Annotated in this window: 26 protein-coding genes; 12 read left to right on the top strand and 14 right to left on the bottom strand. The window is 27.9% G+C overall.

The window, feature by feature from the left end:
- Nucleotides 1–125: 125 nt before the first annotated feature.
- Complete coding sequence (locus ACY2RW_RS00755; protein WP_490120775.1) at nucleotides 126–707, top strand: hypothetical protein; 582 nt, start codon at nucleotides 126–128, stop codon at nucleotides 705–707.
- A 2-nt stretch (nucleotides 708–709) separates the two neighbouring features.
- On the opposite strand, the gene ACY2RW_RS00750 is transcribed toward ACY2RW_RS00755, so the two are convergent.
- From ACY2RW_RS00750 to ACY2RW_RS00740, 3 genes are all read right to left on the bottom strand, one after another.
- Nucleotides 710–1,975 carry an MFS transporter gene (locus ACY2RW_RS00750; RefSeq protein WP_490120774.1) on the bottom strand — a complete coding sequence of 422 codons (1,266 nt, stop codon included), beginning with the start codon at nucleotides 1,973–1,975 and terminating at the stop codon, nucleotides 710–712.
- Nucleotides 1,976–2,060: 85 nt separating this feature from the next.
- Entirely contained in the window at nucleotides 2,061–2,720 is a 660-nt protein-coding gene (locus tag ACY2RW_RS00745) for a hypothetical protein (protein WP_490120773.1), read from the bottom strand.
- A gap of 43 nt (nucleotides 2,721–2,763) precedes the next feature.
- A complete protein-coding gene (locus ACY2RW_RS00740) occupies nucleotides 2,764–3,759 on the bottom strand; it encodes an NAD(P)H-dependent glycerol-3-phosphate dehydrogenase (RefSeq protein ID WP_490120772.1) in 996 nt (331 codons plus the stop codon).
- A gap of 98 nt (nucleotides 3,760–3,857) precedes the next feature.
- Here ACY2RW_RS00740 and ACY2RW_RS00735 point away from each other — a divergent pair, with 98 nt between their 5' ends.
- From ACY2RW_RS00735 to ACY2RW_RS00725, 3 genes are all read left to right on the top strand, one after another.
- The gene (locus tag ACY2RW_RS00735) at nucleotides 3,858–4,727 is read left to right on the top strand and encodes an alpha/beta hydrolase (RefSeq protein ID WP_490120771.1); all 870 of its coding nucleotides are present in this window, start codon (nucleotides 3,858–3,860) and stop codon (nucleotides 4,725–4,727) included.
- Entirely contained in the window at nucleotides 4,728–5,159 is a 432-nt protein-coding gene (dut, locus tag ACY2RW_RS00730; RefSeq protein ID WP_490120770.1) for a dUTP diphosphatase, read from the top strand. It abuts the gene before it with no gap.
- 96 nt (nucleotides 5,160–5,255) lie between these two features.
- Entirely contained in the window at nucleotides 5,256–5,408 is a 153-nt protein-coding gene (locus tag ACY2RW_RS00725; RefSeq protein WP_490120769.1) for a PspC domain-containing protein, read from the top strand.
- 4 nt (nucleotides 5,409–5,412) lie between these two features.
- On the opposite strand, the gene ACY2RW_RS00720 is transcribed toward ACY2RW_RS00725, so the two are convergent.
- Nucleotides 5,413–5,949, bottom strand: a complete 537-nt coding sequence (locus ACY2RW_RS00720; protein WP_490120768.1) for a GNAT family N-acetyltransferase — start codon at nucleotides 5,947–5,949, stop codon at nucleotides 5,413–5,415.
- Between the two features lie 77 nt (nucleotides 5,950–6,026).
- Nucleotides 6,027–7,037 (bottom strand): recombinase RecA, encoded by a 1,011-nt coding sequence (gene recA / locus ACY2RW_RS00715; protein WP_490120767.1) that lies wholly within the window; start codon nucleotides 7,035–7,037, stop codon nucleotides 6,027–6,029.
- A gap of 100 nt (nucleotides 7,038–7,137) precedes the next feature.
- Between recA and dinD the strand changes: the two genes are divergently transcribed.
- Genes dinD through ACY2RW_RS00700 form a run of 3 tightly spaced genes read left to right on the top strand, consistent with a single transcriptional unit; the run spans nucleotide 7,138 to nucleotide 9,353 of the window.
- Nucleotides 7,138–7,977, top strand: a complete 840-nt coding sequence (gene dinD / locus ACY2RW_RS00710; protein ID WP_490120766.1) for a DNA damage-inducible protein D — start codon at nucleotides 7,138–7,140, stop codon at nucleotides 7,975–7,977.
- A gap of 10 nt (nucleotides 7,978–7,987) precedes the next feature.
- Nucleotides 7,988–8,785, top strand: a complete 798-nt coding sequence (locus ACY2RW_RS00705) for an aldose 1-epimerase (RefSeq protein ID WP_490120765.1) — start codon at nucleotides 7,988–7,990, stop codon at nucleotides 8,783–8,785.
- A gap of 4 nt (nucleotides 8,786–8,789) precedes the next feature.
- The gene (locus ACY2RW_RS00700) at nucleotides 8,790–9,353 is read left to right on the top strand and encodes a pseudouridine synthase (RefSeq protein WP_490120950.1); all 564 of its coding nucleotides are present in this window, start codon (nucleotides 8,790–8,792) and stop codon (nucleotides 9,351–9,353) included.
- A gap of 181 nt (nucleotides 9,354–9,534) precedes the next feature.
- On the opposite strand, the gene ACY2RW_RS00695 is transcribed toward ACY2RW_RS00700, so the two are convergent.
- The 4 genes from ACY2RW_RS00695 to ACY2RW_RS00680 form a co-directional block, all read right to left on the bottom strand.
- Nucleotides 9,535–9,975: a GNAT family N-acetyltransferase gene (locus ACY2RW_RS00695; RefSeq protein WP_490120764.1), complete on the bottom strand. Its 441-nt coding sequence runs from the start codon at nucleotides 9,973–9,975 to the stop codon at nucleotides 9,535–9,537.
- Nucleotides 9,976–10,047: 72 nt separating this feature from the next.
- Nucleotides 10,048–10,482 carry a ribose 5-phosphate isomerase B gene (gene rpiB / locus ACY2RW_RS00690; RefSeq protein ID WP_490120763.1) on the bottom strand — a complete coding sequence of 145 codons (435 nt, stop codon included), beginning with the start codon at nucleotides 10,480–10,482 and terminating at the stop codon, nucleotides 10,048–10,050.
- A 727-nt stretch (nucleotides 10,483–11,209) separates the two neighbouring features.
- Nucleotides 11,210–11,386 carry a hypothetical protein gene (locus ACY2RW_RS00685; protein WP_490120762.1) on the bottom strand — a complete coding sequence of 59 codons (177 nt, stop codon included), beginning with the start codon at nucleotides 11,384–11,386 and terminating at the stop codon, nucleotides 11,210–11,212.
- 171 nt (nucleotides 11,387–11,557) lie between these two features.
- Entirely contained in the window at nucleotides 11,558–12,490 is a 933-nt protein-coding gene (locus ACY2RW_RS00680) for a diacylglycerol/lipid kinase family protein (protein WP_490120761.1), read from the bottom strand.
- Between the two features lie 111 nt (nucleotides 12,491–12,601).
- Here ACY2RW_RS00680 and ACY2RW_RS00675 point away from each other — a divergent pair, with 111 nt between their 5' ends.
- The 5 genes from ACY2RW_RS00675 to tatA all read left to right on the top strand — a co-directional run bounded on the left by ACY2RW_RS00675 (nucleotide 12,602) and on the right by tatA (nucleotide 17,911).
- Nucleotides 12,602–14,914 carry a ribonuclease R family protein gene (locus tag ACY2RW_RS00675; protein WP_490120760.1) on the top strand — a complete coding sequence of 771 codons (2,313 nt, stop codon included), beginning with the start codon at nucleotides 12,602–12,604 and terminating at the stop codon, nucleotides 14,912–14,914.
- Between the two features lie 184 nt (nucleotides 14,915–15,098).
- A complete protein-coding gene (locus ACY2RW_RS00670) occupies nucleotides 15,099–15,422 on the top strand; it encodes a YbjQ family protein (RefSeq protein ID WP_490120759.1) in 324 nt (107 codons plus the stop codon).
- Nucleotides 15,423–15,515: 93 nt separating this feature from the next.
- Entirely contained in the window at nucleotides 15,516–16,862 is a 1,347-nt protein-coding gene (locus ACY2RW_RS00665; protein ID WP_490120758.1) for a T9SS type A sorting domain-containing protein, read from the top strand.
- Between the two features lie 103 nt (nucleotides 16,863–16,965).
- The gene (locus ACY2RW_RS00660) at nucleotides 16,966–17,658 is read left to right on the top strand and encodes a head GIN domain-containing protein (protein ID WP_490120757.1); all 693 of its coding nucleotides are present in this window, start codon (nucleotides 16,966–16,968) and stop codon (nucleotides 17,656–17,658) included.
- 64 nt (nucleotides 17,659–17,722) lie between these two features.
- Nucleotides 17,723–17,911 (top strand): twin-arginine translocase TatA/TatE family subunit, encoded by a 189-nt coding sequence (gene tatA / locus ACY2RW_RS00655; RefSeq protein WP_490120756.1) that lies wholly within the window; start codon nucleotides 17,723–17,725, stop codon nucleotides 17,909–17,911.
- A gap of 195 nt (nucleotides 17,912–18,106) precedes the next feature.
- On the opposite strand, the gene ACY2RW_RS00650 is transcribed toward tatA, so the two are convergent.
- From ACY2RW_RS00650 to ACY2RW_RS00630, 5 genes are all read right to left on the bottom strand, one after another.
- On the bottom strand, nucleotides 18,107–18,988 hold the full coding sequence (locus ACY2RW_RS00650) for a LytR/AlgR family response regulator transcription factor (RefSeq protein ID WP_490120755.1): 882 nt from the start codon (nucleotides 18,986–18,988) through the stop codon (nucleotides 18,107–18,109).
- An 8-nt stretch (nucleotides 18,989–18,996) separates the two neighbouring features.
- Entirely contained in the window at nucleotides 18,997–19,860 is an 864-nt protein-coding gene (locus ACY2RW_RS00645; RefSeq protein ID WP_490120754.1) for a LytTR family transcriptional regulator DNA-binding domain-containing protein, read from the bottom strand.
- Nucleotides 19,861–19,863: 3 nt separating this feature from the next.
- Nucleotides 19,864–20,181, bottom strand: coding sequence for a heavy metal-binding domain-containing protein (locus ACY2RW_RS00640; protein ID WP_490120753.1), 318 nt, complete (start codon nucleotides 20,179–20,181; stop codon nucleotides 19,864–19,866).
- Between the two features lie 205 nt (nucleotides 20,182–20,386).
- The gene (locus ACY2RW_RS00635) at nucleotides 20,387–21,316 is read right to left on the bottom strand and encodes an SPFH domain-containing protein (protein WP_490120752.1); all 930 of its coding nucleotides are present in this window, start codon (nucleotides 21,314–21,316) and stop codon (nucleotides 20,387–20,389) included.
- Nucleotides 21,317–21,410: 94 nt separating this feature from the next.
- The gene (locus ACY2RW_RS00630; protein WP_490120751.1) at nucleotides 21,411–22,838 is read right to left on the bottom strand and encodes a pyridoxal phosphate-dependent decarboxylase family protein; all 1,428 of its coding nucleotides are present in this window, start codon (nucleotides 22,836–22,838) and stop codon (nucleotides 21,411–21,413) included.

Raw genomic sequence — 22,838 nt, 5'->3', positions numbered from 1 at the left:
CAGGTTAAGTTATTGAAAATAATTTCAAATAAAACTATTATGAAAGGTCACTCCAGTTTTTAAAAACCTGAAGTGACTTTTTTAAATATATTTTTATACTTTCGCATAAAATTTTTAAAAAAAATATGAAATCGTTATTTACTGCTTTACTCTTAATTCTATTTATTACAAACGCTTTTTCTCAAGAAAAAGATGATTTTAGAGGTTTTGAAAAAAACGACTTTTATTTAAGTGGTCAATTAAATTACGCAAAAAGAGATTCTGGTAATTCATCTCAATCTAATTTTAATTTTGAACCAACAGTTGGTTATTTTATAAGTGAATCTAATGCGTTAGAATTAGGTTTAATTGTAGGTTCTAGCGAAGTAAACCAATCTGAAATTAATTCTTTTGGAGTTAAAGCTGGTTTAATTCATTTTTTTAATACAAAAAATAAGTTTTCATTTACATTGGGTGGTGGTGTTTCATACGTTTCTACTAAATTTGAAAACGGTTTTCAAGGAGATTATAAATCAAATGTGTTTCAAATTGTTGTATTCCCAGGTATAAACTATTTTATTTCTGAGAAATTTTCATTAAGAGCTAGTATTGGAGCTTTGTCATATATTACTGAAAAACCAGATTTTCAAGGAGCTGAAACTATAAATTCTTTTATTACAAATTTAAATTTATCAAACGTTAATTTTGGGTTTTTATATAAATTTTAAATTTATTTTTTCTCATTTTCCTCAATCTCTTTAGTTAAATCTAATTCTCTTAAAATTGGGTTTACTACTGCTGTTACACCCACTGTTAAAAGTGTCATTGTACCACCAAAAACAACTGCTGCAACTGGCCCAATTAATTTGGCTGCTAAACCACTTTCAAAAGCGCCTAACTCATTAGAAGACCCTACAAACATAGAGTTTACTGATGATACTCTACCTCGCATTTCATCTGGCGTTTTTAATTGTAAAATGGTTTGTCTTATTACCATAGATATTCCATCTGCAGCACCACTTATAAATAATGCTAAAACACTTACCCAAAACAATGATGATAGCCCAAAAGCAATAATACTTAATCCAAAAATAAATACAGAAATCAACATTTTCTTACCTGTATTTTTATTGATAGGAATATAGGTTGTTAAAAACATCGTTACAATACTTCCAATAGAAATAGAAGCATTTAAAACTCCAAAACCTTCTGGACCCACTTTTAAAACATCTTGTGCAAAAACTGATAAAATAGCCACTGTTCCACCAAATAAAACTGCAATCATATCTAGAGTTAAAACACCTAAAATTTCTTTGGTTTTAAATACAAATTGAATTCCAGCTTTTAAACTTTCTTTCATTGGTTCTCCAATTTTAGTGTTTAAAATTGGTTTCTTTTTGATTAAAAAAGTAAAAATCAAAGACAACATCACTACTATAAAAACGAGTAAAAGAGTATTATCAACATCTATCCAACCAATTAAAAAACCTCCAAAAAGTGCTCCAGAAACAGACGCTGTTTTCCAAGTACTGGTACTCCAAGTTGCAGCATTATGATATATTTTTTTAGGCACTAATAATGCCACTAAAGAAAAAATTGTGGGTCCAAAAAAACTACGTAAAAATCCACCGAAAAAAACCAATGCATAAATTCCGTACAAAATAGAGTTTGTAGACCAGCTTGCTAAAACGATTTCTGTTGTTAAAAAATACAACCCTAAACTAATTAGAGAAAATGCAGCTGTACATTTAGCAAGTAAATTTCTTTTTTCACTTTTATCTACAATATGTCCTGCAAATAACGCCATAGAAAATGCTGGTATTATTTCCATTAAACCAATTATCCCTAGAGAAATAGGGTCTTTTGTTATAGAATACACTTGCCATTCAATGACTATAAATTGCATAGACCAGCCAAAAACGAGTAAAAATCTTACAAATAAAAAAATATTGAATTCTTTTATTCTTAGTGCTGCATAAGGGTCTTGTTTTGACATTAGTTTTCTGTAGAGTAACTTTTTATTATAATGTAATAATACCTACAAGGTTTTAAAAACCTTGCAAGATAAAACTATAATTTGTTTAGCTTAGTTTCATATCCATTAAAATGGCAAAAGTTTGGTTAATGTCTTCTTCTTTTACAACAATTGTCATTTCGTTGGTTGTAGAAATAATTTCTTGTAAAGGAATGTCTGCCCAAGCCAATTGTTTTAAAATAAAATAATAAATACCAGATTGTTCTAAATTTTCTTGTGGTAATTTTATAGTGATAGAAGCCAAATCTAACATACTATGTGTTAGCATTTCTTCTTCAAAAATTTCTTCTACATAAGGACGTAAATTTTTACTGGTAACAATATTTGTTTCAAATATACCTTGAGAAACAGTTAAGAAATAATCAGAATTTTCTGCAGACTTGGTTAGTATTTTAGCAATTTCTTTTAATAATGAAGGCGTGTTTTTAAAAGTAAAATCACACAAATCAGAACGTACAATAACGTCACCTAGATCTAAGGCAAGCTTTTTAATGTTTTTTCTAATACGAAGTTCACTTGCTGGAGAAAGTCTGTTAATAGCCATCATTACAGCACCAACCTTAACTTCTTTTTTTAATATTGTTGAAACTTCTGGTAAAATAATTCTTGCTAAAGAAGAAACATTAATCAGTTTTTCGTTTAAAGCTTCTTCAATAAAAGGGGTTTTTCTAATAGTGCTTTCTACAACTTCTTGTATTGTTTTCATAATAATTGTTTAATACATTACAATAATGTTCAAATTTAAACAATTAATCTAACTTATCTGTTAACTTTTTAAATTCTTTTTTAGGGTTTTTATGCTCGTATAAAACATTGTAAACAGTATCTATAATTGGAGTTTTTGCTCCATTTTCTTCTTTCATTTTAAAGGCACTTTTGGTTGCATAATAGCCTTCTGCAATCATACTCATTTCTATTTGAGCAGATTTTACAGTGTATCCTTTCCCTATCATATTTCCAAATTGTCTGTTTCTGCTAAAAAGAGAGTATCCTGTCACTAACAAATCGCCTAAATAAGCAGAGTTGTTAATGTTTCGTTTCATTTTATGCACTTTTTTTATGAATCTTTTCATCTCACGAATAGCATTACTCATTAAAACTGACTGAAAATTATCACCATAACCTAAACCATGTGCAATTCCTGCTGCAACAGCATAAATGTTTTTTAACATTGCAGCATATTCAGTACCAATAATGTCGTCAGAAATTTTGGTTTTGATGTACCAACTTTGTAAAGATTTACTTACAAACTTTGCTTTTGCTTCATCTTGGCAGGCAATTGTTAGGTAAGATAAACGTTCCATTGCAACCTCTTCTGCATGACAAGGCCCAGTAATTACGCCAATATTTTCTAATGGAATATGATGGATTTGATTAAAATGTTCCCCAATAATCAAACCAGTTTCTGGAACAATTCCTTTAATTGCAGAAAAAATTATTTTATTTTTTAATGAAGTCGTCAATTTTTCTAATTCTTTCATCAAAAAAGCAGACGGAATTGCAAAAATTAAAACATCATATTTAGCAGCAGTTGCATTAATATCTGAAGATAAATCTAATTGAGCAGCGTTTAACTCTGCAGAACGTAAATAATTTGGGTTGTGTTCGTTTTCTTTAATATGTTCTATGGCCTGCTCATTTCGCATGTACCAACCAACTTCTTCTAAATTTTCTGAAAGCATTTTTACAATTGCTGTTGCCCAACTTCCACCACCAAAAACTGCTATACTTTTCATTTCACTCATAAATCATTCCTATTTAGAGGGTAAAAATAATAAAACTATTATCTTTTGATGAATGCTTATGCGAATTATTATATTTGTAAAGCTTATAAGAGTAAATTATGAAAAAACGAAGCTTTATTTTATTTTCACTTTTAATGTTGATGATTTCTTGCCAAGAAAAATCTGCAAAAAAAGAAAATAACCAACCAAAAGTTGAGGAAAGAAAATCTACCAAAGCTGCCAATGTTTCTATTCTTAAAAAAGAATTTATTATAGATGGTTTAAATGAAATTTCTCATAAAGTTTGGTTGTACTTACCACCAAACTATGCATCATCAAAAGAAAATTACCCAGTAATTTATATGCATGATGCACAAAATTTATTTGATGATAAAACTTCTTTTGTTGGTGAGTGGGCTGTAGATGAAACCTTAAATAAACTTTTTAAAAAAACAGGTAAAAGCTTTATTGTAGTTGGTGTAGAAAATGGTGGCGAAAAAAGAATTGAAGAATATACACCTTGGAAACATAAAAAATATGGAGGAGGAAAAGGAGCTATTTATGTAAATTTTTTAGCAAATACTTTAAAACCATATATTGATGCTAATTACAGAACAAAACCGGCTGCAGAAAATACTGCAATTATAGGAAGTTCTTTAGGCGGATTGATTTCTTTTTATGGAGGTTTAAAATACCCAGATACATTTGGTAAAATTGGCGCACTTTCTACATCTTTTTGGTTTTCTGATAAAGTAAATGATTTTGCAAAAGAAAATGGTAATCAAAAAAATACAAAACTGTATTTATTAGTTGGTGGAAAAGAAGGAGATTCTATGGTTCCTGACACAAAAAATATGGCTAAATTATTGGTAAATGAAGGATTTCCTCAAGAAAATATACAAACAAAAATAGTTCCTGAAGGAAAACATACAGAAGCTTTTTGGAAAGCAGAATTTTTAGAAACTATTACTTTTTTATTCAATTTATAAATGAACGTACAAATAATTAACAAATCGAAACACGCAACACCTAATTATGAAACAGAAGGAGCTGCAGGAATGGATTTAAGAGCTGAACTTAATGAACCTGTGGTTCTAAAACCTTTAGAAAGAGCTATTGTAAAAACAGGTTTATTTATTGCTTTACCTGTTGGCTTTGAGGCACAAGTAAGACCAAGAAGTGGTTTGGCAGCTAAAAAAGGGATTACTGTTTTAAATGCTCCAGGAACTGTAGATGCAGATTATCGTGGAGAAATTGGGGTAATATTAGTCAATCTTTCTAATGAAGATTTTGTGGTAAATGATGGCGAAAGAATTGCACAATTGGTTATTGCGAAACACGAGCGAGTAAGTTGGGAAGAAGTAGAAATTTTGTCTGAAACCAAACGTGGAGCAGGTGGTTTTGGAAGTACAGGAGTATAGAAATACTTAATTAGTTCTTGATACAATTTCGATGAAAATTCGAAATCACTCAAACTGACATTTTTGAAAAAATTAATAAGTTTAAAATAAAAAAATATGATTTTAGGAGTATGTGAATGGTTGAGTACCAAAACAAATTTTACAGCACAAAATTTAAGAATTTTATTCGTTTTACTAGTTTTATTAGCTGGTTTTGGTATTGGTGCTTATTTAATTCTTTGGTTGGTAAAAATACTATCTAAAGAGTAAAGTTTTATAATTGTTTACAAAGTTGACTCATTTTTCTAACTTCATCTAACATATTTTTGAAAGGAAGAAAAGTATGAGAATGATATTTGTAGCCTTGTTTTTTATAAAACTGAAATGCTTGTGGTTGTGCATCCATAGCATCTAACCAAATAATTTTGTAGTCTTTTTCTGTAGCTTTTTGTGCTAGCCAAAAAAGTAATTTTTTACCCAAACCTTTTCCTTGTGTTTTTGGGTGTAAGTAAATACGATGTAATTTTACTTGTTTTTCTTCTAATAAACCTTCTAGTTTTTCATCCCAAACAACTCTAAAGTTTCCCACAATTTCATCATTAAGAAGTATAAAATAGTAGTCTGTATTTTTTTGAGAAAGTTCTTTTAAAATGTTTTCTTTAGAGTATTGAGTTTTTACATACCAATCTCCACCATCTATCCAAAAATGTTTGTAAGCTGGTGGATAAATTTCTTGCATCAGCTTAAATAATACTTCTGTGTCTTTAGAAGTTATTCTTCTTAATTGTAGGTTTGGAGAGATATTAATCATCAATAAAAATAAAAAAAACTGCTATAGATTAATTACTATCCATAGCAGTTTATAAAATTAGTTAGAACTTCTAAGGTTTATTCTTGATTTTCAATAGCATCTTTTATTTTAGCTTCTAATTCTTCTGCTAAATCAGGGTTTTCTGCAATTAAACCTTTTACAGCATCTCTTCCTTGCCCTAGTTTAGTTTCTCCATAACTAAACCAAGAACCGCTTTTTTTAACGATTCCTAATTCTACACCAATATCTAAAATTTCGCCAACTTTAGAAATTCCTTTACCATACATAATATCAAACTCTGCAATTTGAAAAGGAGGTGCCACTTTATTTTTTACAATTTTAACTTTAGTACTGTTACCAATTACTCTATCTCCATCTTTAATTTGGGTTCTTCTTCTAATATCTAATCTTACAGAAGCATAAAATTTTAATGCATTTCCACCAGTTGTAGTTTCTGGATTTCCAAACATTACTCCAATTTTTTCTCTTAATTGGTTGATAAAAATAACAGTACAATTGGTTTTAGAAATGGTTCCTGTTAATTTACGTAAGGCTTGAGACATTAAACGAGCATGTAAACCCATTTTAGAATCACCCATTTCTCCTTCAATTTCAGATTTTGGGGTAAGAGCTGCCACAGAATCTATCACTACAATATCTATTGCTCCAGATCTAATTAAATTGTCTGCAATTTCTAAAGCTTGCTCACCATGATCAGGTTGTGATATGATTAAATTATCGATATCAACCCCTAAATTTTCTGCATAAAATTTATCAAAAGCATGTTCTGCATCAATAAAAGCAGCAATTCCTCCTGCTTTTTGTGCTTCTGCAATTGCATGAATGGTTAGTGTTGTTTTACCAGAAGATTCTGGTCCGTAAATTTCAATTACTCTACCTCTTGGATAACCACCTACTCCTAAGGCTAAATCTAATCCTAAAGAACCTGAAGAAATAGCATCTATATCTTCTGTAACAACGTCTCCTAATTTCATTACAGAACCTTTACCATACGTCTTGTCTAATTTATCTAATGTAAGTTGTAATGCCTTTAATTTTGCTTGTTTTTCCTTATCTGCTGCTGCCATAAAATCTGCTAATATTATTAATTTAAAAAGTATAGCAAGTTACAAAAAGAGTTTCTTTTTTATGCATCTTTTTTTTGTATTTTTATAAAAACAATTCATTATGAAAAAAGAAATTATAAAGAATTTGGCAGAAAATTTTGAAGATCATTCGCAAACAACTATTTCTGATGTTGAATTTTGGTTTGCTAGAGATTTACAACAACTTTTAGGGTATGCAGAATGGAGAAATTTCCAAAGAGTTATAATTAAAGCCAAAACAGCATGTGAAATAACAAACAACCTTATTTCAGACCATTTTGTTGACGTCAACAAAATGGTCTCTTTAGGTTCTGGAAGTGAAAGAGAAATAGAAGATATAATGCTAACAAGATATGCTTGTTATCTAATTGCTCAAAATGGCGACCCAAGAAAAGAAAATATTGCTTTTGCTCAAAACTACTTTGCAATGCAAACTAGAAAATTTGAGTTAATTGAACAAAGAATAAAAGATTGGGAAAGATTACAAGCTAGACAAAAATTAACACTATCAGAAAAAGATTTATCAGAGTTAATTTACGAAAAAACTGGGAATGATAGAAATTTTGGTTTAATTAGAAGTAAGGGAGATCAAGCTTTATTTGGTAAATCTACTCAGCAAATGAAAACCAAATTAGGTATTCCAAAAAATAGAGCACTGGCAGATTATTTACCAACTATTACTATAAAAGCCAAAGATTTTGCTACAGAAATAACCGTTTTCAATACAAAAGAAAAAGATTTAAAAAGCGAGAGAAGTATTTCTGCGGAACATATTACAAACAATCGTTCTGTTAGAAAAATATTACTTGACAGAGGAATAAAACCAGAAAATTTACCAGCAGAAGAGGATATTAAAAAGTTGGAAAGAAGGGTAAATTCTGAATCAAAAAAACTAGGAAAAAACCCTGATAGATTAAAATAATAAAACTTAAATGAGAAATATAATTTCTTTAATTTCTGATGATAAAAAATCAGTTGTTAAAATTGAAAAAGGAGAATTAATTTCTTTTATTGTTGATAATAAGGAATATATCCACCAAAAAGGAAGCAAAGGTTGGCGAAAATCGGATGATGAAATGTTTCCTATAATTGGACCAATTTCTAAAAATAATTTTAGAGTACACACCAAAAAAGGAGATGCCATACAAGACCAACATGGTTTGTTACGAGAGTTGGATTACTCTTTGATTTCTTCGGATGAAAAGACTGCAAAATTCAATAAAAAATATATCAAAAACACAAAAGTCATCAACAGTAAATATCCTAAAAAATCTACTGAAGAACAACTTTTTTGGCCTTTCGATTTTATCTTCGAAAAGCATTTTTCTTTAAAAAATAACACTTTAAAAATCGATTTTATAATTGTTGCAGAAGCTGGAATGCCTTTTATGTTGGGCTATCATCCTGCTTTTTTATTATCTAATACTGGAAAAGATACTTTGGTTGCCAATGATAAAAAAATAACTTTAAAAGAAATTTACGAGGTTGGACACAATGCATTTCCTGTTTTAAATACTGATAAAATTATTTTAGAAAATTCAGATAAAAATCATCTTAAAATTACCACAAAAAACTTTAACAACTTTATGTTGTGGACAGAGGTTGATAATATGTTGTGCATAGAACCAATCACACAATATACTTCTTATACAGACGAAAAATTTTCTGAAGAAAATATGCGTATTTCTTCTGGTAAAGAGGAATTTTCTATAACTATTAAAGTGTTGTAAATTGATAAAAAAACACCATCATTTTATCATTCATAAACCTTGGGGAATGATTTCTCAGTTTGTAAATCCTGCAAAAAGAAAGAAGAAATTATTGGGAGATTTACATGATTTTCCTAAAGGAACCATGGCAATTGGACGTTTAGATGTACCTTCTGAAGGTTTGTTATTATTAACAACAGATGGTAAAGTTTCTGCAGAAATTAGATCTAATAAATACGAAAAAGAATATTATGTTCAAGTTGATGGGCAAATAACGCAAGAAGCTATAGAACAATTAAAAAATGGCGTAGAAATTGGTTTTAACGGAAAAAAATACATTACAAAACCTGGAAAAGCTTCTATAATTAAAGATCCTAAATTTCCATTAAGAAGTCAAAAAATTAGAGACGAAAGACATGGTCCAACAAGTTGGATTTCTATTACTATTAAAGAAGGAAAATTTAGACAAGTAAGAAAAATGACAGCTGCTGTAGGTTATCCAACTTTACGTTTAATTCGGGTTAGAATTGGGAGTATTAAATTGGGTGATTTAGATGTTGGTAGAGTTATTGAAGTTAATAATTTTTAAATTATTTGCTGTTTAAAACTCTAAAGAATAATATTATACCAAGAACAAAAAAAATAAAACCAAAATAAAATAAGTATTGAAATAAATTTACTTTTGTAGTATATCCAATACCAAAACTTATCCAACTAAAAAATATTAATATAAGTGATAAAAGTATTTTATGATTTCTTTTTAAACCCATTTAATTTCTATCCATTCTAATATGAGGGATACCATCTTCTAAGTACTCCTCACCTACTTTTAAAAATCCATGAGATTCGTAGAACTTTTTTAAATACACTTGTGCAGAAATTGTAATTTTTGAAGTATTAAAATGATCTTCTATAGCTTTTATAGAAGCTTTCATTAAATCTTGACCAAAACCATATTTACGTTCATTGGCAGCTACTACTACTCTACCAATACTAGCATTTTTAAAATAATCTCCAGCTTTAAAAATTCTTGTATACGCAATTATTTTATCATTTTTAATACCATAAACATGAAGCGATTTAAAATCTTTTCCATCTACATCTTGGTACACACAATCTTGCTCCACCACAAAAACTGCTGATCGTAATTGTAAGATTTGATACAATTCATTAATAGTTAATTCTTGGAAATTTTTTGTAATGAAGTTCATTATTTATAAAGATTTCTCGATACAAATTTTCTCATACTTCGAAAATTCACTCGAAATGACAAACTAAAAGATTTACCCAGCACAAGAAATTTTATCTACTCTATTTTGGTGTCTTCCACCTTCAAATTCTGTAGAAAGAAAAACATCTACAAAACCAATTGCTTGTTGTAAAGACACAAAACGTGCAGGAATTGTTAAAATGTTTGCATTATTATGTTGTCTTGTTAACTCGACTAACTCTTTATTCCAACACAAAGCAGCTCTAATTCCTTGATGTTTGTTGGCTGTCATTTGTGCACCATTTCCAGAACCACATAAAATTACTCCTAACTCAGCTTTACCAGATTCTACTGCATCTGCAGTTGGATGAATAGCATCAGGATAATCCATAGAATTATTAGAATCGGTTCCAAAATTTAATACTTTATGTCCTTTTTCTTCTAAATGTTTTATAATTTCGAACTTATATTCTGTTCCTGCGTGATCGTTACCAATGGCAATTGTCATAATTTAATTTTTATATATGGTCATTATAATATGTAAGAATCAAGAAGAAATCTTTTTTTAATTAACAGATTGCTTCATTACATTCGCAATGACATAGTTACATCAACAAAAATATAGAAAATAGCGGTTATGAACAGTTATAAACAATCAAAATTTATCTTTTTTTAATAACTACTTATTTTTAAAGCATTTACCTATTTTAAGGAATTGTTAAGAAGTTGTATTGAAAAACTTGTAAGTTTTTTTGGTGATTTTAATTATTATTATAATACAAGCTATGTTATGACATACACAACTTTTTTTATTGATTTTTGATAAAAGTTTATCAACATAAAATTTACAATTTATTTACATAGAATAGGTTGTTAGTTATTCATAAAATTACGTTGATAGCTGTTTATAAGTTTTGTTAATAAGTGGTTTTTAAGTTTGATTTTTAAGCTTTTAAATAATTCATAAAATGTAAGTATTTTTTAATAAGTGAAACTTAAAAATAAAAAGTACTTATTTTATAGTAACTATTCACACACTATTATAAACATCATAGATTTTTAAAAATTTTTAAAAGAAAAAGTATTTTAATATAGAATGTTGATAAGTGTGAAAACTTCAAAAATTTAATTTTATTGCATTTTAGAAAAAACGTAAGTTTCTTCTTCTAAAATAAACTTACTTAAAATAATTATATGATAGATTATAAGAAAACGTAAAACAAGTTTAGTAGTAATTAAACCGTCTTTTTCTCAGCATTTAAAAGATAAAGTGTGTCTTTTTGAGTTTCTACAGTTTGTTTGGTATTTGTATCAACTTTATTTAAAGAAGTATTTATTGTCATTACAGTAACTACAATCCCTGTAAGGAATATAACTGCAAATAAAACAATAATTTTACGTAGATTTTTCATCTTAAATAGATAACTTCTTTCTATAAAGACGTTCAATTTAAGAAAACGTTACATTTTTTTTAAGATTTTTTTAACTTATTAGGTTTCTAGTTTTAAAATTAAGTAGAAATTTATAAAATTAATAAGTTGAATTAATACGATAAAAAACGTAATTTTTAAAATAAATAAAAATTAGTTTACAACAAATTGAATCGCTTTTTCTATAATTTTAACTGCAACTTTTCCAGTTCCAACCAATTCTCCATCTGCTTGTATAAAAGGTTTTGAATGTTGTGGAATTATGGTAATTTGTTTGGTTTTATAAGTTTCCACCTTTTTATGATGTACAATTTTTCCTGAATATAATTTTGGAAGATTCAATACCAAATCAAAAAAAGTGAGGTTTTTAGCAATGGTAATATCTAAAAATCCATCAGCAGAATTTACATCTTTAGTAAATTGCATGCCACCACCAGAAAATTTACAAATCCCAAAAATGGTCATTAAACATTTAGTTTCTATTACTTTATCATCAAAAATAATTTTAAATTTTGATTTTTTATAAAACAACAATCCATAAATACCTGCTAATACATAAGAAATAGAACCTAATTTTTTTAAAGATTTTAGTTTATTTATAATATAACCATCATACCCTAAACCTGCCACATTATTAAAATAGATAGATGTATCATTATCAGTTTTTAAAACACCAATATCTTGTAAAATTGTCTTTTTTTTATGGATGATTTCTATTGATTTTTTAATAGAATTGGGTATGTTATATGTTTTTATCCAATCGTTTCCAGTACCTAATGGAATCACACCAATAGTTAGTTCCGAACTTTTTACATATCTTTGCAACATTATTCCGTTAACTACATGATGTAGTGTTCCATCTCCGCCAACGGAAATAATATTTCTAAAACCTTGTTGAAGAGCATTAGCAACCAATTCGATTTCGTGTTTAGAAAATTGTGTAAAAGCAAAAGAATAGTCTATATTTTTATGGTTTAAAATTTGCTGAATTTCCTTCCACTTTTTAGAAAAGTTACAATTTCCAGAAGTAGGATTTGCAATAATAAACCAAGAATTTTTAACACTGAGCTCTACGAAGTGAGACATAAAGTAAAATTAATAATCAACCAAAATACAATAAACATTTGATAACTGTTTTTTAATATAAAACATCATAAATAATTGTACTTTGGTAACAAATAAAAGAAGTAAGAATTAATGACAAGAAAGAAAAAAAAGATATTTAAAAAGAAAGGAAAAGTTATCAAAGATTTAACTAGAAATATCTTTAAAATTTTAAATGAAGACAGTGAGAAGTTTTATAATTATAAACAAATAGCTGCAAAATTAGGTATTTCTGATACCGATGGTAAAACTCAAATTTTAAAAAAATTAGCAGAATTAACTGCCACAAAAAAAATAAAAGAAATAGATAGAGGAAAGTTTCAAATTAATGAAGATAGAAAATATGCTATAGGTACTATAGATACTACATCTAATGGAAATGGATACTTTATATCTGATGATTATGAAAATGATATTTTTGTACCCAATGTAAACCTAGGTAAAACTTTACATAATGATAAAGTAAAAGTGTATGTGTACAAAAAAAGAAGGTCTAACAAGTTAGAAGCAGATGTTGTAGAAGTTTTAGAACGTGCAAAAACTGAATTTGTTGGAGTTTTACAAAAGAATAAAAATTTTGGATTTGTCATACCAGACAATAATAAAATGTATGCAGATATTTTTATTTCTCAAAATAAAATGAATGGTGCAGAAGATGGAGATAAAGTACAAGTAAAAATTACAGATTGGCCACAAAACTCTAAAAATCCGTTTGGTAAAATTACCAAGGTTTTAGGAAAACCTGGAGATCATAATACAGAAATGCATTCTATTTTATTAGAATACGATTTGCCTTATGAGTTTGAACCAGAAGTAGAAAAAGAAGCGCAAAATTTACCCATAGAAATTACAGATGAAGAAATTTCTAAACGTAGAGATATGCGTAAAGATTTAACGTTTACAATAGACCCAAAAGATGCTAAAGATTTTGATGATGCTTTATCATTTACAAAATTGGAAAACGGAAATTTTGAAGTAGGAATTCATATTGCAGATGTATCTCATTATTTACAACCAAAAACCATTTTAGATGATGAAGCTTATGACAGAGCAACATCTGTTTATTTAGTAGATAGAGTAGTGCCAATGTTGCCAGAAATGTTAAGTAATGGTGTTTGTTCCTTAAGACCAAATGAAGAAAAATTAACTTTTTCTGCTGTGTTTGAAATCAATAAAAAAGCACAAATTGTAAAAGAATGGTTTGGTAGAACAGTAACCTATTCAGACCAGCGTTTTGCGTATGAAGAAGCACAATATTTAATAGAAGCGAATAGAGAAAAGAAAAAAGAGGAAAGAGGAAATACACAAAATAACTTAGAGACTGTCATTTCGAGTGAATTTTCGAAGAATGAGAAAATTAGTATCGAGAAATCTCAAGATTTAATATGTACAATTCCTAAAAATATTTCTATAACTGATAGTGAATATGAAGTTAAACCAGAAATTGTAAAAGCCACTTTAAAATTAGACGAACTAGCAAAAATTCTTCGTAAAAAAAGAATGAAACAAGGTGCAATTTCTTTTGATAGAGTAGAAGTAAAATTTAATTTAGATGAAGACGCAAACCCAGTTGGAGTTTATTTTAAAGAAGCAAAAGACGCCAATAAATTAATTGAAGAATTTATGTTGTTAGCCAACAGAAAAGTGGCTGAATTTATTGGAAAAGCAAAAGGAGGAAAACCATCTGGAAAAACGTTTATATATAGAGTTCATGATGAGCCAGATGTAGAAAAACTAGTCTCTTTACAAAACATTATTAGTAAGTTTGGGTATAAAATTAATACTGAAACTAAAGAAACCACATCAGCATCTTTAAACCAGCTTTTAAACGATGTACATGGTAAAGCAGAATCTAATATGATTGAGACTTTAGCAATTCGTTCGATGTCTAAAGCTGTTTATACTACAGATAATATTGGTCATTATGGATTGGCTTTTGATTATTACAGCCATTTTACATCACCAATTAGACGTTATCCAGATGTAATGACACATAGGTTGCTTCAACATTATTTAGATGGCGGAAATACACCAAAAGCAGATATTTATGAAGAAAAATGTAAACATTCTTCTAAAAGAGAAGAATTGGCATCAAAAGCAGAAAGATCTTCTATTAAATACATGCAAGTAAAATATATGCAAGATCATAAAGATGAAATTTTTGAAGGAGTTATAACTGGTGTTACAGAATGGGGAATTTATGTTGAAATTACCAAAAATAAATGTGAAGGAATGGTTAGAATTAGAGATATAAAAAGTGATTATTATATTTTTGAAGAAGAGCAATATGCCATTGTTGGACAATCTACCAAACACTTGTATCAATTAGGAGATGATGTAAAAGTACAAGTAAAGAAAACAGATTTAGAACGTAAACATTTAGATTTTAATTTAATTGAAGATTAGATAGTTTGTCATTTCGACCTTGTGGAGAAATCTAAACTTCAATTTTACTTAAAAAATAGATTAAATTTGTTTAATAATAATAAGATATTTTTTTAACTACACTTTTTACTTTGTAAGCTACTTTAAATCAAAATATATTTTGATTTCAGTAATGCTTAAAATATCATCAAAATAAAATAAAATAATGATTTTAACAACAACCCACAACATAGAAAATTTTAAAATAGTAGATTACTTAGGTATTGTAACAGGAACAGCTTATGATTCTAGCTATTCTTCTAATGGAAAAAAAATGTCTTTTACAGACATGTTTAGCATGTCTAAATATAGAGAAATGTATACTTTAGGGTTAGAAACCATTAAAGAAAAAGCATTTCAAAATTTAAAAGAGAATGCAACAAAATTAGGAGCAAATGCAGTAGTTGGTATTCAAATAGATGTAGAACCACTTTCAAACTCATCTACTTTATTAGTTTCTATTACAGGAACAGCTGTAAAAGCAGAATAAAATTTTAACTACTTAATAATTAGAAAAATACGTCATCTGACGTATTTTTTTTGCTTTCTATTTGATTGAACTTTGTAAAAAAAAACAATCATCATGAAAACAATATTACTTTTATTACTATTTATACCAATTGTTGGTTTTAGTCAAACTCAGTTAGGAAACCAAATTAATAATCCAGATGAAAACAATATTAAACCGAGTAAATTCGGTACAGGAGTAGCAGTTTCTGATGATGGATCTATCATTGCTGTAGGTGCACCTGGTAATAATGAAGATAGTTTTGTTAGAGTTTTTAAATATGTAAATAATAATTGGCAACAATTAGGAACTGATATTGTAAACGAATCTATTTTAGAAAAAGTAGGTCATGGAGTTTCTTTATCTTCCGATGGAAAAATATTAGCAATAGGCGCTCCTGAAGGAGGTAATTTAGACGAAGGACACATCAGAATTTATGAATTTAAAAACAATACTTGGGAAAAAACTGCTGAAATTGTTGGTGATGGAACACAGTTTTATTTAGGATATAAAGTGGTACTAAGCCCAGATGCAAAATTTTTAGCAGCAACAGCTTTCAGAACTAATAGTACTTCAATTAAAGGTTCTGTAAAAGTGTATGAAAATATTTCTGGCACTTGGACTCAAAGAGGCACAAATTTAGAAGGCGAGTTTAATGCTGATGCTTTTGGTTTTAGTCTAGACATGTCTGATGATGGAAATATTATAGCAATTGCTAATAAAGGAAGACAAAAAGTAAAAGTTTTTAAATTTAATAATAATGATTGGACACAAATAGGTGATGATTTTACAGGTTTAAAAACTACAACAAGAGAGTTTATAAATGTTTCTTTATCTTCTAATGGAAATAGAGTTGCAATTGGCTCTAGTACAGGAGTTTCAATTTATCAAAACAATAATTCTTCTTGGAATTTAGTAGGTAGTAAAATTAGTTTTGGAAGCGTAAATTCTTTATCATCTGATGGTACAAAAATAGCTATAAGTTCTCCTTACAATTACACTGTAAAAAATTATAGTTTTAATAATAATACTTGGACACAAAGAGGTATAGATGTATCTACTTGGAGAAGTAGTAATTTTGGTGAGTCGTTAGCATTATCTTCAGATGGAGATACTTTTATAGCTGCAAGTAATAAGGCTTTTCCAAGAGTATATTCTTTTTCTAATACATTGCTATCATTAGAAAAAAATAGTATTGTAAAAACAATTTCTATTTATCCAAATCCAGTTAGAAATAGTTTTAAAATAAATGTTTCTAATAATATTGTAATAGAAAAAGTAACTCTTTTTAATCTTTTAGGAAAAGAAGTATTTAAAACTAATAGTTCCAATATTAATATTTCTATGTTTCCTAAAGGAATTTATTTTGCAAAAATTTATACCAATAGAGGTTTTATCACTAAAAAAATAATTAAAAAATAAGAGTTATAATTCGTTAAATTTTTCATCTTTGTCACAATAAAAGGCAAAAAAAGTCTTTATACTGGTATGCTTATTGATTTAGGTATGCTAATCAAACCTTAAGATGATGAAAAAAATAGTTTTTATATGTGCTTTGATATTTTCTTTTACACTAGTAGCACAAACTAAAATAACAAAGAATTTAGGAGATTTTTCTGAGCTAAAAGTTTACAATGGTATTGAGCTAGAATTGATAAAATCTACAGATTTAAAACTAGAAATTACAGGAGAAAAATCTGAAAAAGTTAAAATAAAAAATGTAAATAATACCTTAAAACTCTCTTTACCTTTTTCTTTAACTCCATCAGATAATGCTGCAGAAGGTAAAATATTAATAAAACTATATTATAATAAAGAAATAGCTATAATAGATGCTAATGAAGGATCTACTATTACTGGTAAAGACTTTAACCAAGATAAATTAGAAGTAAACGCACAAGAAAGAGCATTTATAAATTTAACTACAAAAGTAAAGTTTTTAAAAGTTAGAACTTCTTCTGGTGGTATTGTAAAATTAACAGGTACAGCAAATAACCAAGAAGTAGATGTAGATTTATATGGTATTTACAATGGCTTTAAAATGAATGTTTCTGGCAACTCTAATGTAAAAGCAGGAACAGGAGCTAAAGCAGAAGTTTTAGCTGGAGAAACGTTAAGTGCTAAAGTAAGTTTTGGAGGGTCTATTTTTTATAAAGGAAACCCAGAAGTAACTAAAGACAAAAAAGTAATTGGAGGTATTATACAGAAAAGAAATTAGTCTTTGTAAATAAGCATACTGTAATATCCTTTTTTGTATCTTTGTTATATTAAATTAAATTAAAATGAACAGTTTAGCTATATATTTTGGAATGATTGGTGGCCCACAAATAATAATAATTGTTGTGGTTATTCTTTTATTATTTGGAGGAAGAAAAATTCCTGAATTAATGAGAGGTCTAGGAAGTGGTATTAAAGAATTTAAAAATGCTGCTAAAGAAGATTCTGATGAAAAAATAGAAGAAAAAAAGTAATTTTAAAATTATTTTTTAGGTATTAAAAAAGCTCAACTTATTTAAAAGTTGAGCTTTTATATTTAAATTAAAAAAATCCCCCAAAATTTTTAATTCAATATTTCTTAAATACAAATTTAAGTTTGTTTTATCAAATTTTAAAAAATATGTTACAAATAGGAAAGTTTTATTAATATTTGGGACAAATAGGAAGGTTTATTTAATTAAACTCAATAAATATTTTTTACTAAAACTTCTAGAAACAGGTATTAAAAAAGGAATTATTTTAGATTTTAATAAATACCCTCTTGCATTTCCTGTAATGTCTTCTATATAATTAGTATTTACAATATACGATTTGTGGCAACGTACAATAAATGTATAATCTGTTAAATTATCTTCTATTTTAGATAATGTAACTCTAAGTATTTTTTCTTTTAATACATTATTATTCTCCTTTTTTAGAAAAAAACTAGCATAATTTCCTTGAGAAGAAATATAAACGAGTTCTTTAATAGAGAATTCTATGTGTTCTTTTTTATTGTCGGAATAAATTTTAATTTCTGAATCAACTTTTTTTAATAATTGTAGTGTTTTTTGTTCTTTATAGGCCTTAATATCTCTAATTCTTTGTTGTCTTTTTAGTCTTATATTTTTTTCATCATTAAATAAAAAAAAGAGAACAGGTAAAATAGTTACTAAAAAAGTATAGGATAAATATTCTAATAAAGATAATTTTATAAGATTGTAAGGAGCTTTATACATCTCTCCAAAATACCATAAAAAAGAGCCTATAATAAGTATTCCTATAAAAATTAAAAATAGATTTTTTCCTACTGTCCAATTATCTTCATTAAAATAATCTTTAAATATAAAAGGAGGTATATACAACAGAAAAAAGGTTCCTAAAAAAGCAATGATTCCTATACCAATAGTATACTCTACAATAATTACATCAAAAAGACTTAAATAAAAAGGTCTGAAAATATATAAGAAAAGAAAAACAAACAAACCAAAAGTAAAACTAACTTTTAATTTATAAAATACAGAAGGATTAAAATAATAGGGCTTAGATAACCACGCTTTAATTTTTTGCATATAAGATGTTAATAAACTAACTTATTAAGATTTTCTTTTGGAAAATTTCTAGAAATAGGGATTTGTTTTTTTAATAAATTAGATTCTAAAAAGTATCCTCTTGCATTTCCAGAAATATTATCCATAAATTTCGAATTTACAATATAAGATTTATGGCAGCGAATAATATTTGAATATTGTGTAAGCTCATTTTCTACATGAGACAATGTATTTCTTAGTACTTTTTCTTCTATGCCAGAATCTGTTTTTAAGAAAAAACTAATATAGTTTCTTTGAGAAAAGATATAAATTAAATGGTTAGCATCAAAAGAAATACATTCCTTTTTATTATCTCCAAAAATGCTGATGTAATTACTTTTTTTAATTACTTCTTTTAAAGGCTTTAATTGCATAATCTCTTTTGCCTTCTTTACTCTATTTTTATTATATATATATTCACTTGTATAAGTAAATATTACAATTGGAAAAATAGCTATAGAAAAAGTATATACAAAGAAGTCTTTTAATGATAGTAATGCTATGTTTTCTGTGTTTTGTACAATAGAATTAAAGCAAAAATTAGAAATAGCTATGGTAAAAACTAATAAAAAAAGAAAACCTATATTTTTACCAACAGTCCAATTTGTATCATTAAAAAAACGTTTAAAAATGGTTGGTAAAACAAGAAAGAAAATAAGCATTACTAAAAAAGTTACCAAACCAAAACCACCTGTATACAATAGTTTATTATTTGATGAACTTGTGATGCCAAATGGTTGGAAAAGATAAAGAAACAGAAAAATAAAGAAACCAACTTCTATACAAATTAAAAAATTCTGCTTTGCAGAATCTATAAAAAAGTAAGGTTTTTTTATCCAGTTTATTAGATACATTTTTTAAAGTTTCACAGCAGTTCCAGAAGCAGTTACCATTAACATACCACTATTTGGACCAACAGTTTCGTAATCTAAATCTACAGCAATTACAGCATCTGCACCTAAAGATAGTGCATTTTCTTCCATTTCTTTTAAAGCAGCATTTTTAGCTTCTCTTAAAACTTTTTCATAAGAACCAGATCTACCTCCAACAATATCTCTAATTCCAGCAAAGAAATCTTTAATAATATTAGCGCCAATAATGGTTTCTCCAGTAACAATTCCTAAATATTGTGTTACAGGCTTTTTTTCTACAGTAGGTGTTGTTGTTACAATCATTTTTTTATTTTTTCTGATGATGTTTTTCCTTGCGGAATAACTAAATTGATTTTAAAATCTGGTAGAACTTGGCTTATAGCTGGGTTAGACAATTGCTTGGCTTCAATAAAATTCCAAACGTTTTTTTCGCATCTCTTAATGTTTCTTCTTTTGTTTGAGAACTTAAATTGAAACAAAAGAAGAAAACAAAAAGTATTGATAAAAATTATTCATTTTTCTTTTTAGGTTTTGCATTTTTCATAGCCTCACCAATTTGGTTACTTGCAGTAAAACTTGCAACCATATCGTTTAACATTTGGCTACCAGCTTGTGGTGAGTTTGGCAACAAAATTAAGTTACTATTGGTTTCTTGTCCAATAGATTGTAATGTATCATAATGTTGGGTAACCACTATTAAAGCAGATGCTTCTTGAGAGTTGATACCCACTTTGTTTAAAACCTCTACACTTTCTTCTAAACCACGAGCAATTTCGCGTCTTTGGTCTGCAATACCTTGTCCTTGTAAACGCTTGCTTTCTGCTTCTGCTTTGGCACGTTCTACAATTAAAATACGTTGTGCATCTCCTTCAAATTGTGCAGCAATTTTTTCACGTTCAGATGCATTAATTCTATTCATTGCTTCTTTTACTTGCGCATCTGGGTCTATATCTGTAACCAATGTTTTAATAATATCAAAACCATAATCTAACATGGCATCATTTAATTCAGATTTTACAGCAATTGCAATGTCATCTTTTTTTACAAAAACATCATCTAATTTCATTTTTGGTACTTCTGCACGTACTACATCAAAAACATAAGAGGTAATTTGATCATGAGGATAATCTAACTTGTAAAAAGCATCATAAACCTTATCTCTAATAACCTTGTATTGTACAGAAACTTTTAATTTCACAAAAACATCATCCAACGTTTTTGTTTCTATTATTACATCTAATTGCTGAATTTTTAAACTCATTCTACCTGCAACTCTATCTACCAAAGGAATTTTAAGTTGTAAACCAGAATGACGAATACTCTGAAATTTACCAAAACGTTCTATAATTGCAGCAGACTGTTGTTTTACCATAAAAAAGGAAGCAAAAAGAATAATTCCTAATAAAACAATTGTAATAATCATTGGTGGCGTTAACATAACATAAATTTTTAGTAGTTAATAATTTGTTTCTTGTAAAGATACTTAAAAGATTAAGTACTTATAAGTAGCAATTTAATAAAAAATGTTACACTTATTTTGCAAGAATTTCTTTCGCAAAGCTATTACATAGCTTTAAAGTGTCTTTTACGTCTTCTAAAGATGTTTTTGCATTTATCAAACACATTCTAAGCACAATTTGTCCACTTAAAACTGTTGTAACTAGCAAAGCTTCTCTAGAGGCTAAAACACGTTTAGATATTTCTTGATTTAATGCATCCAATTCTTTTTCAGACAAATTTAAATCTATTGGGTTGTATCTAAAGTTAATTACGGCTAAAGTAGCAGGAGAAATTATTTCCCATTTTTTACTTTTTCTTAGCATTTTTTCAACCCTTTCTGCTAACTCTATATTGTAAGAAATAGCATTTCTAAAAGTTTCTAAACCATAGGTTTTAATAGACATATAAAACTTTAAAGCTCTAAACCTTCTGGTTAATTGAATCCCATAATCGTAAAAATTTATTTCAGATTCGTTTCCTTCAATATCTCTTAAATATTCTGGTTTTTCGCTAAAAGTATTGCTTAACCAAGAAGCGTCTTTTACCAATAAACAACCAATTTCGTAAGGCTGATAAAACCATTTATGAGGGTCTACAGTTAAAGAATCTGCTCTGTCTATTCCGTTTAAAACTCTTTTTCCTTTTTTTGATAAAATTGCTGCTCCTCCATAAGCCCCATCTATATGAAACCACAAGTTTTCTTCTTCGCAAATGTCTGCAATTTCATTTAAAGGATCTACAGTACCAGTATTTGTAGTACCAGCAGAAGCAATAAAACAAAATGGTTGTAAGCCTAATAAACGGTCTTTAGCAATTTCGTTTTTAAGTTTGTTAAGACTTAATTTAAAGTCGATATCTGTAGGTAAAATTCTAATTTGCTCTTTTTTAAAGCCTAGTACTCTTATGGCTTTTATGTTTGATGAGTGTGCTTGGTCAGATAAATAAATAATTGCTTTGCTAAAATCATCTCCACATTTTATACGTCTAGCAGTAACTATGGCTGTTAAATTTGCCATAGAACCACCACTTGTAAAAATTCCACCACCTTTTTTAATAGGAAAATCAAATATCTTTAGCAACCAATTCATGGTTACAATTTCTAGTTCTGCAGCTGCAGGAGACACCATCCATCCACCAGAAAAAATATTAAAACCAGTTGCAATAGAGTCTGACATGGCACTAATAAAATTACTTGGCCCAGGAACAAAAGAATACGATTTTGGGTGTGTAGTAATGTTAGAGTAAGGTATAACATTGTCTAAAACAAAATCTAAAACTTCTTCTGCATTAGATGATTTTTCTGGTGCTTCTGTTAAAAAAGCAGCGTCCATTTCTTCTCTAGTTGCAGATGTTATCGGTTTTTTTTCTTCTAAAGTTGTGTAATGGTTTACAATAGCATCTACTATTTTATAACCATAAGATTTCATTTCTTTTTCTGATAAATCGAAAGCAGATTTCAT

It is taken from the genome of Polaribacter sp. 2305UL8-11 (assembly GCF_058147165.1).
Note: the sequence above shows the minus strand (reverse complement) of the source record. Positions and strands in the feature narration are given on the sequence as shown.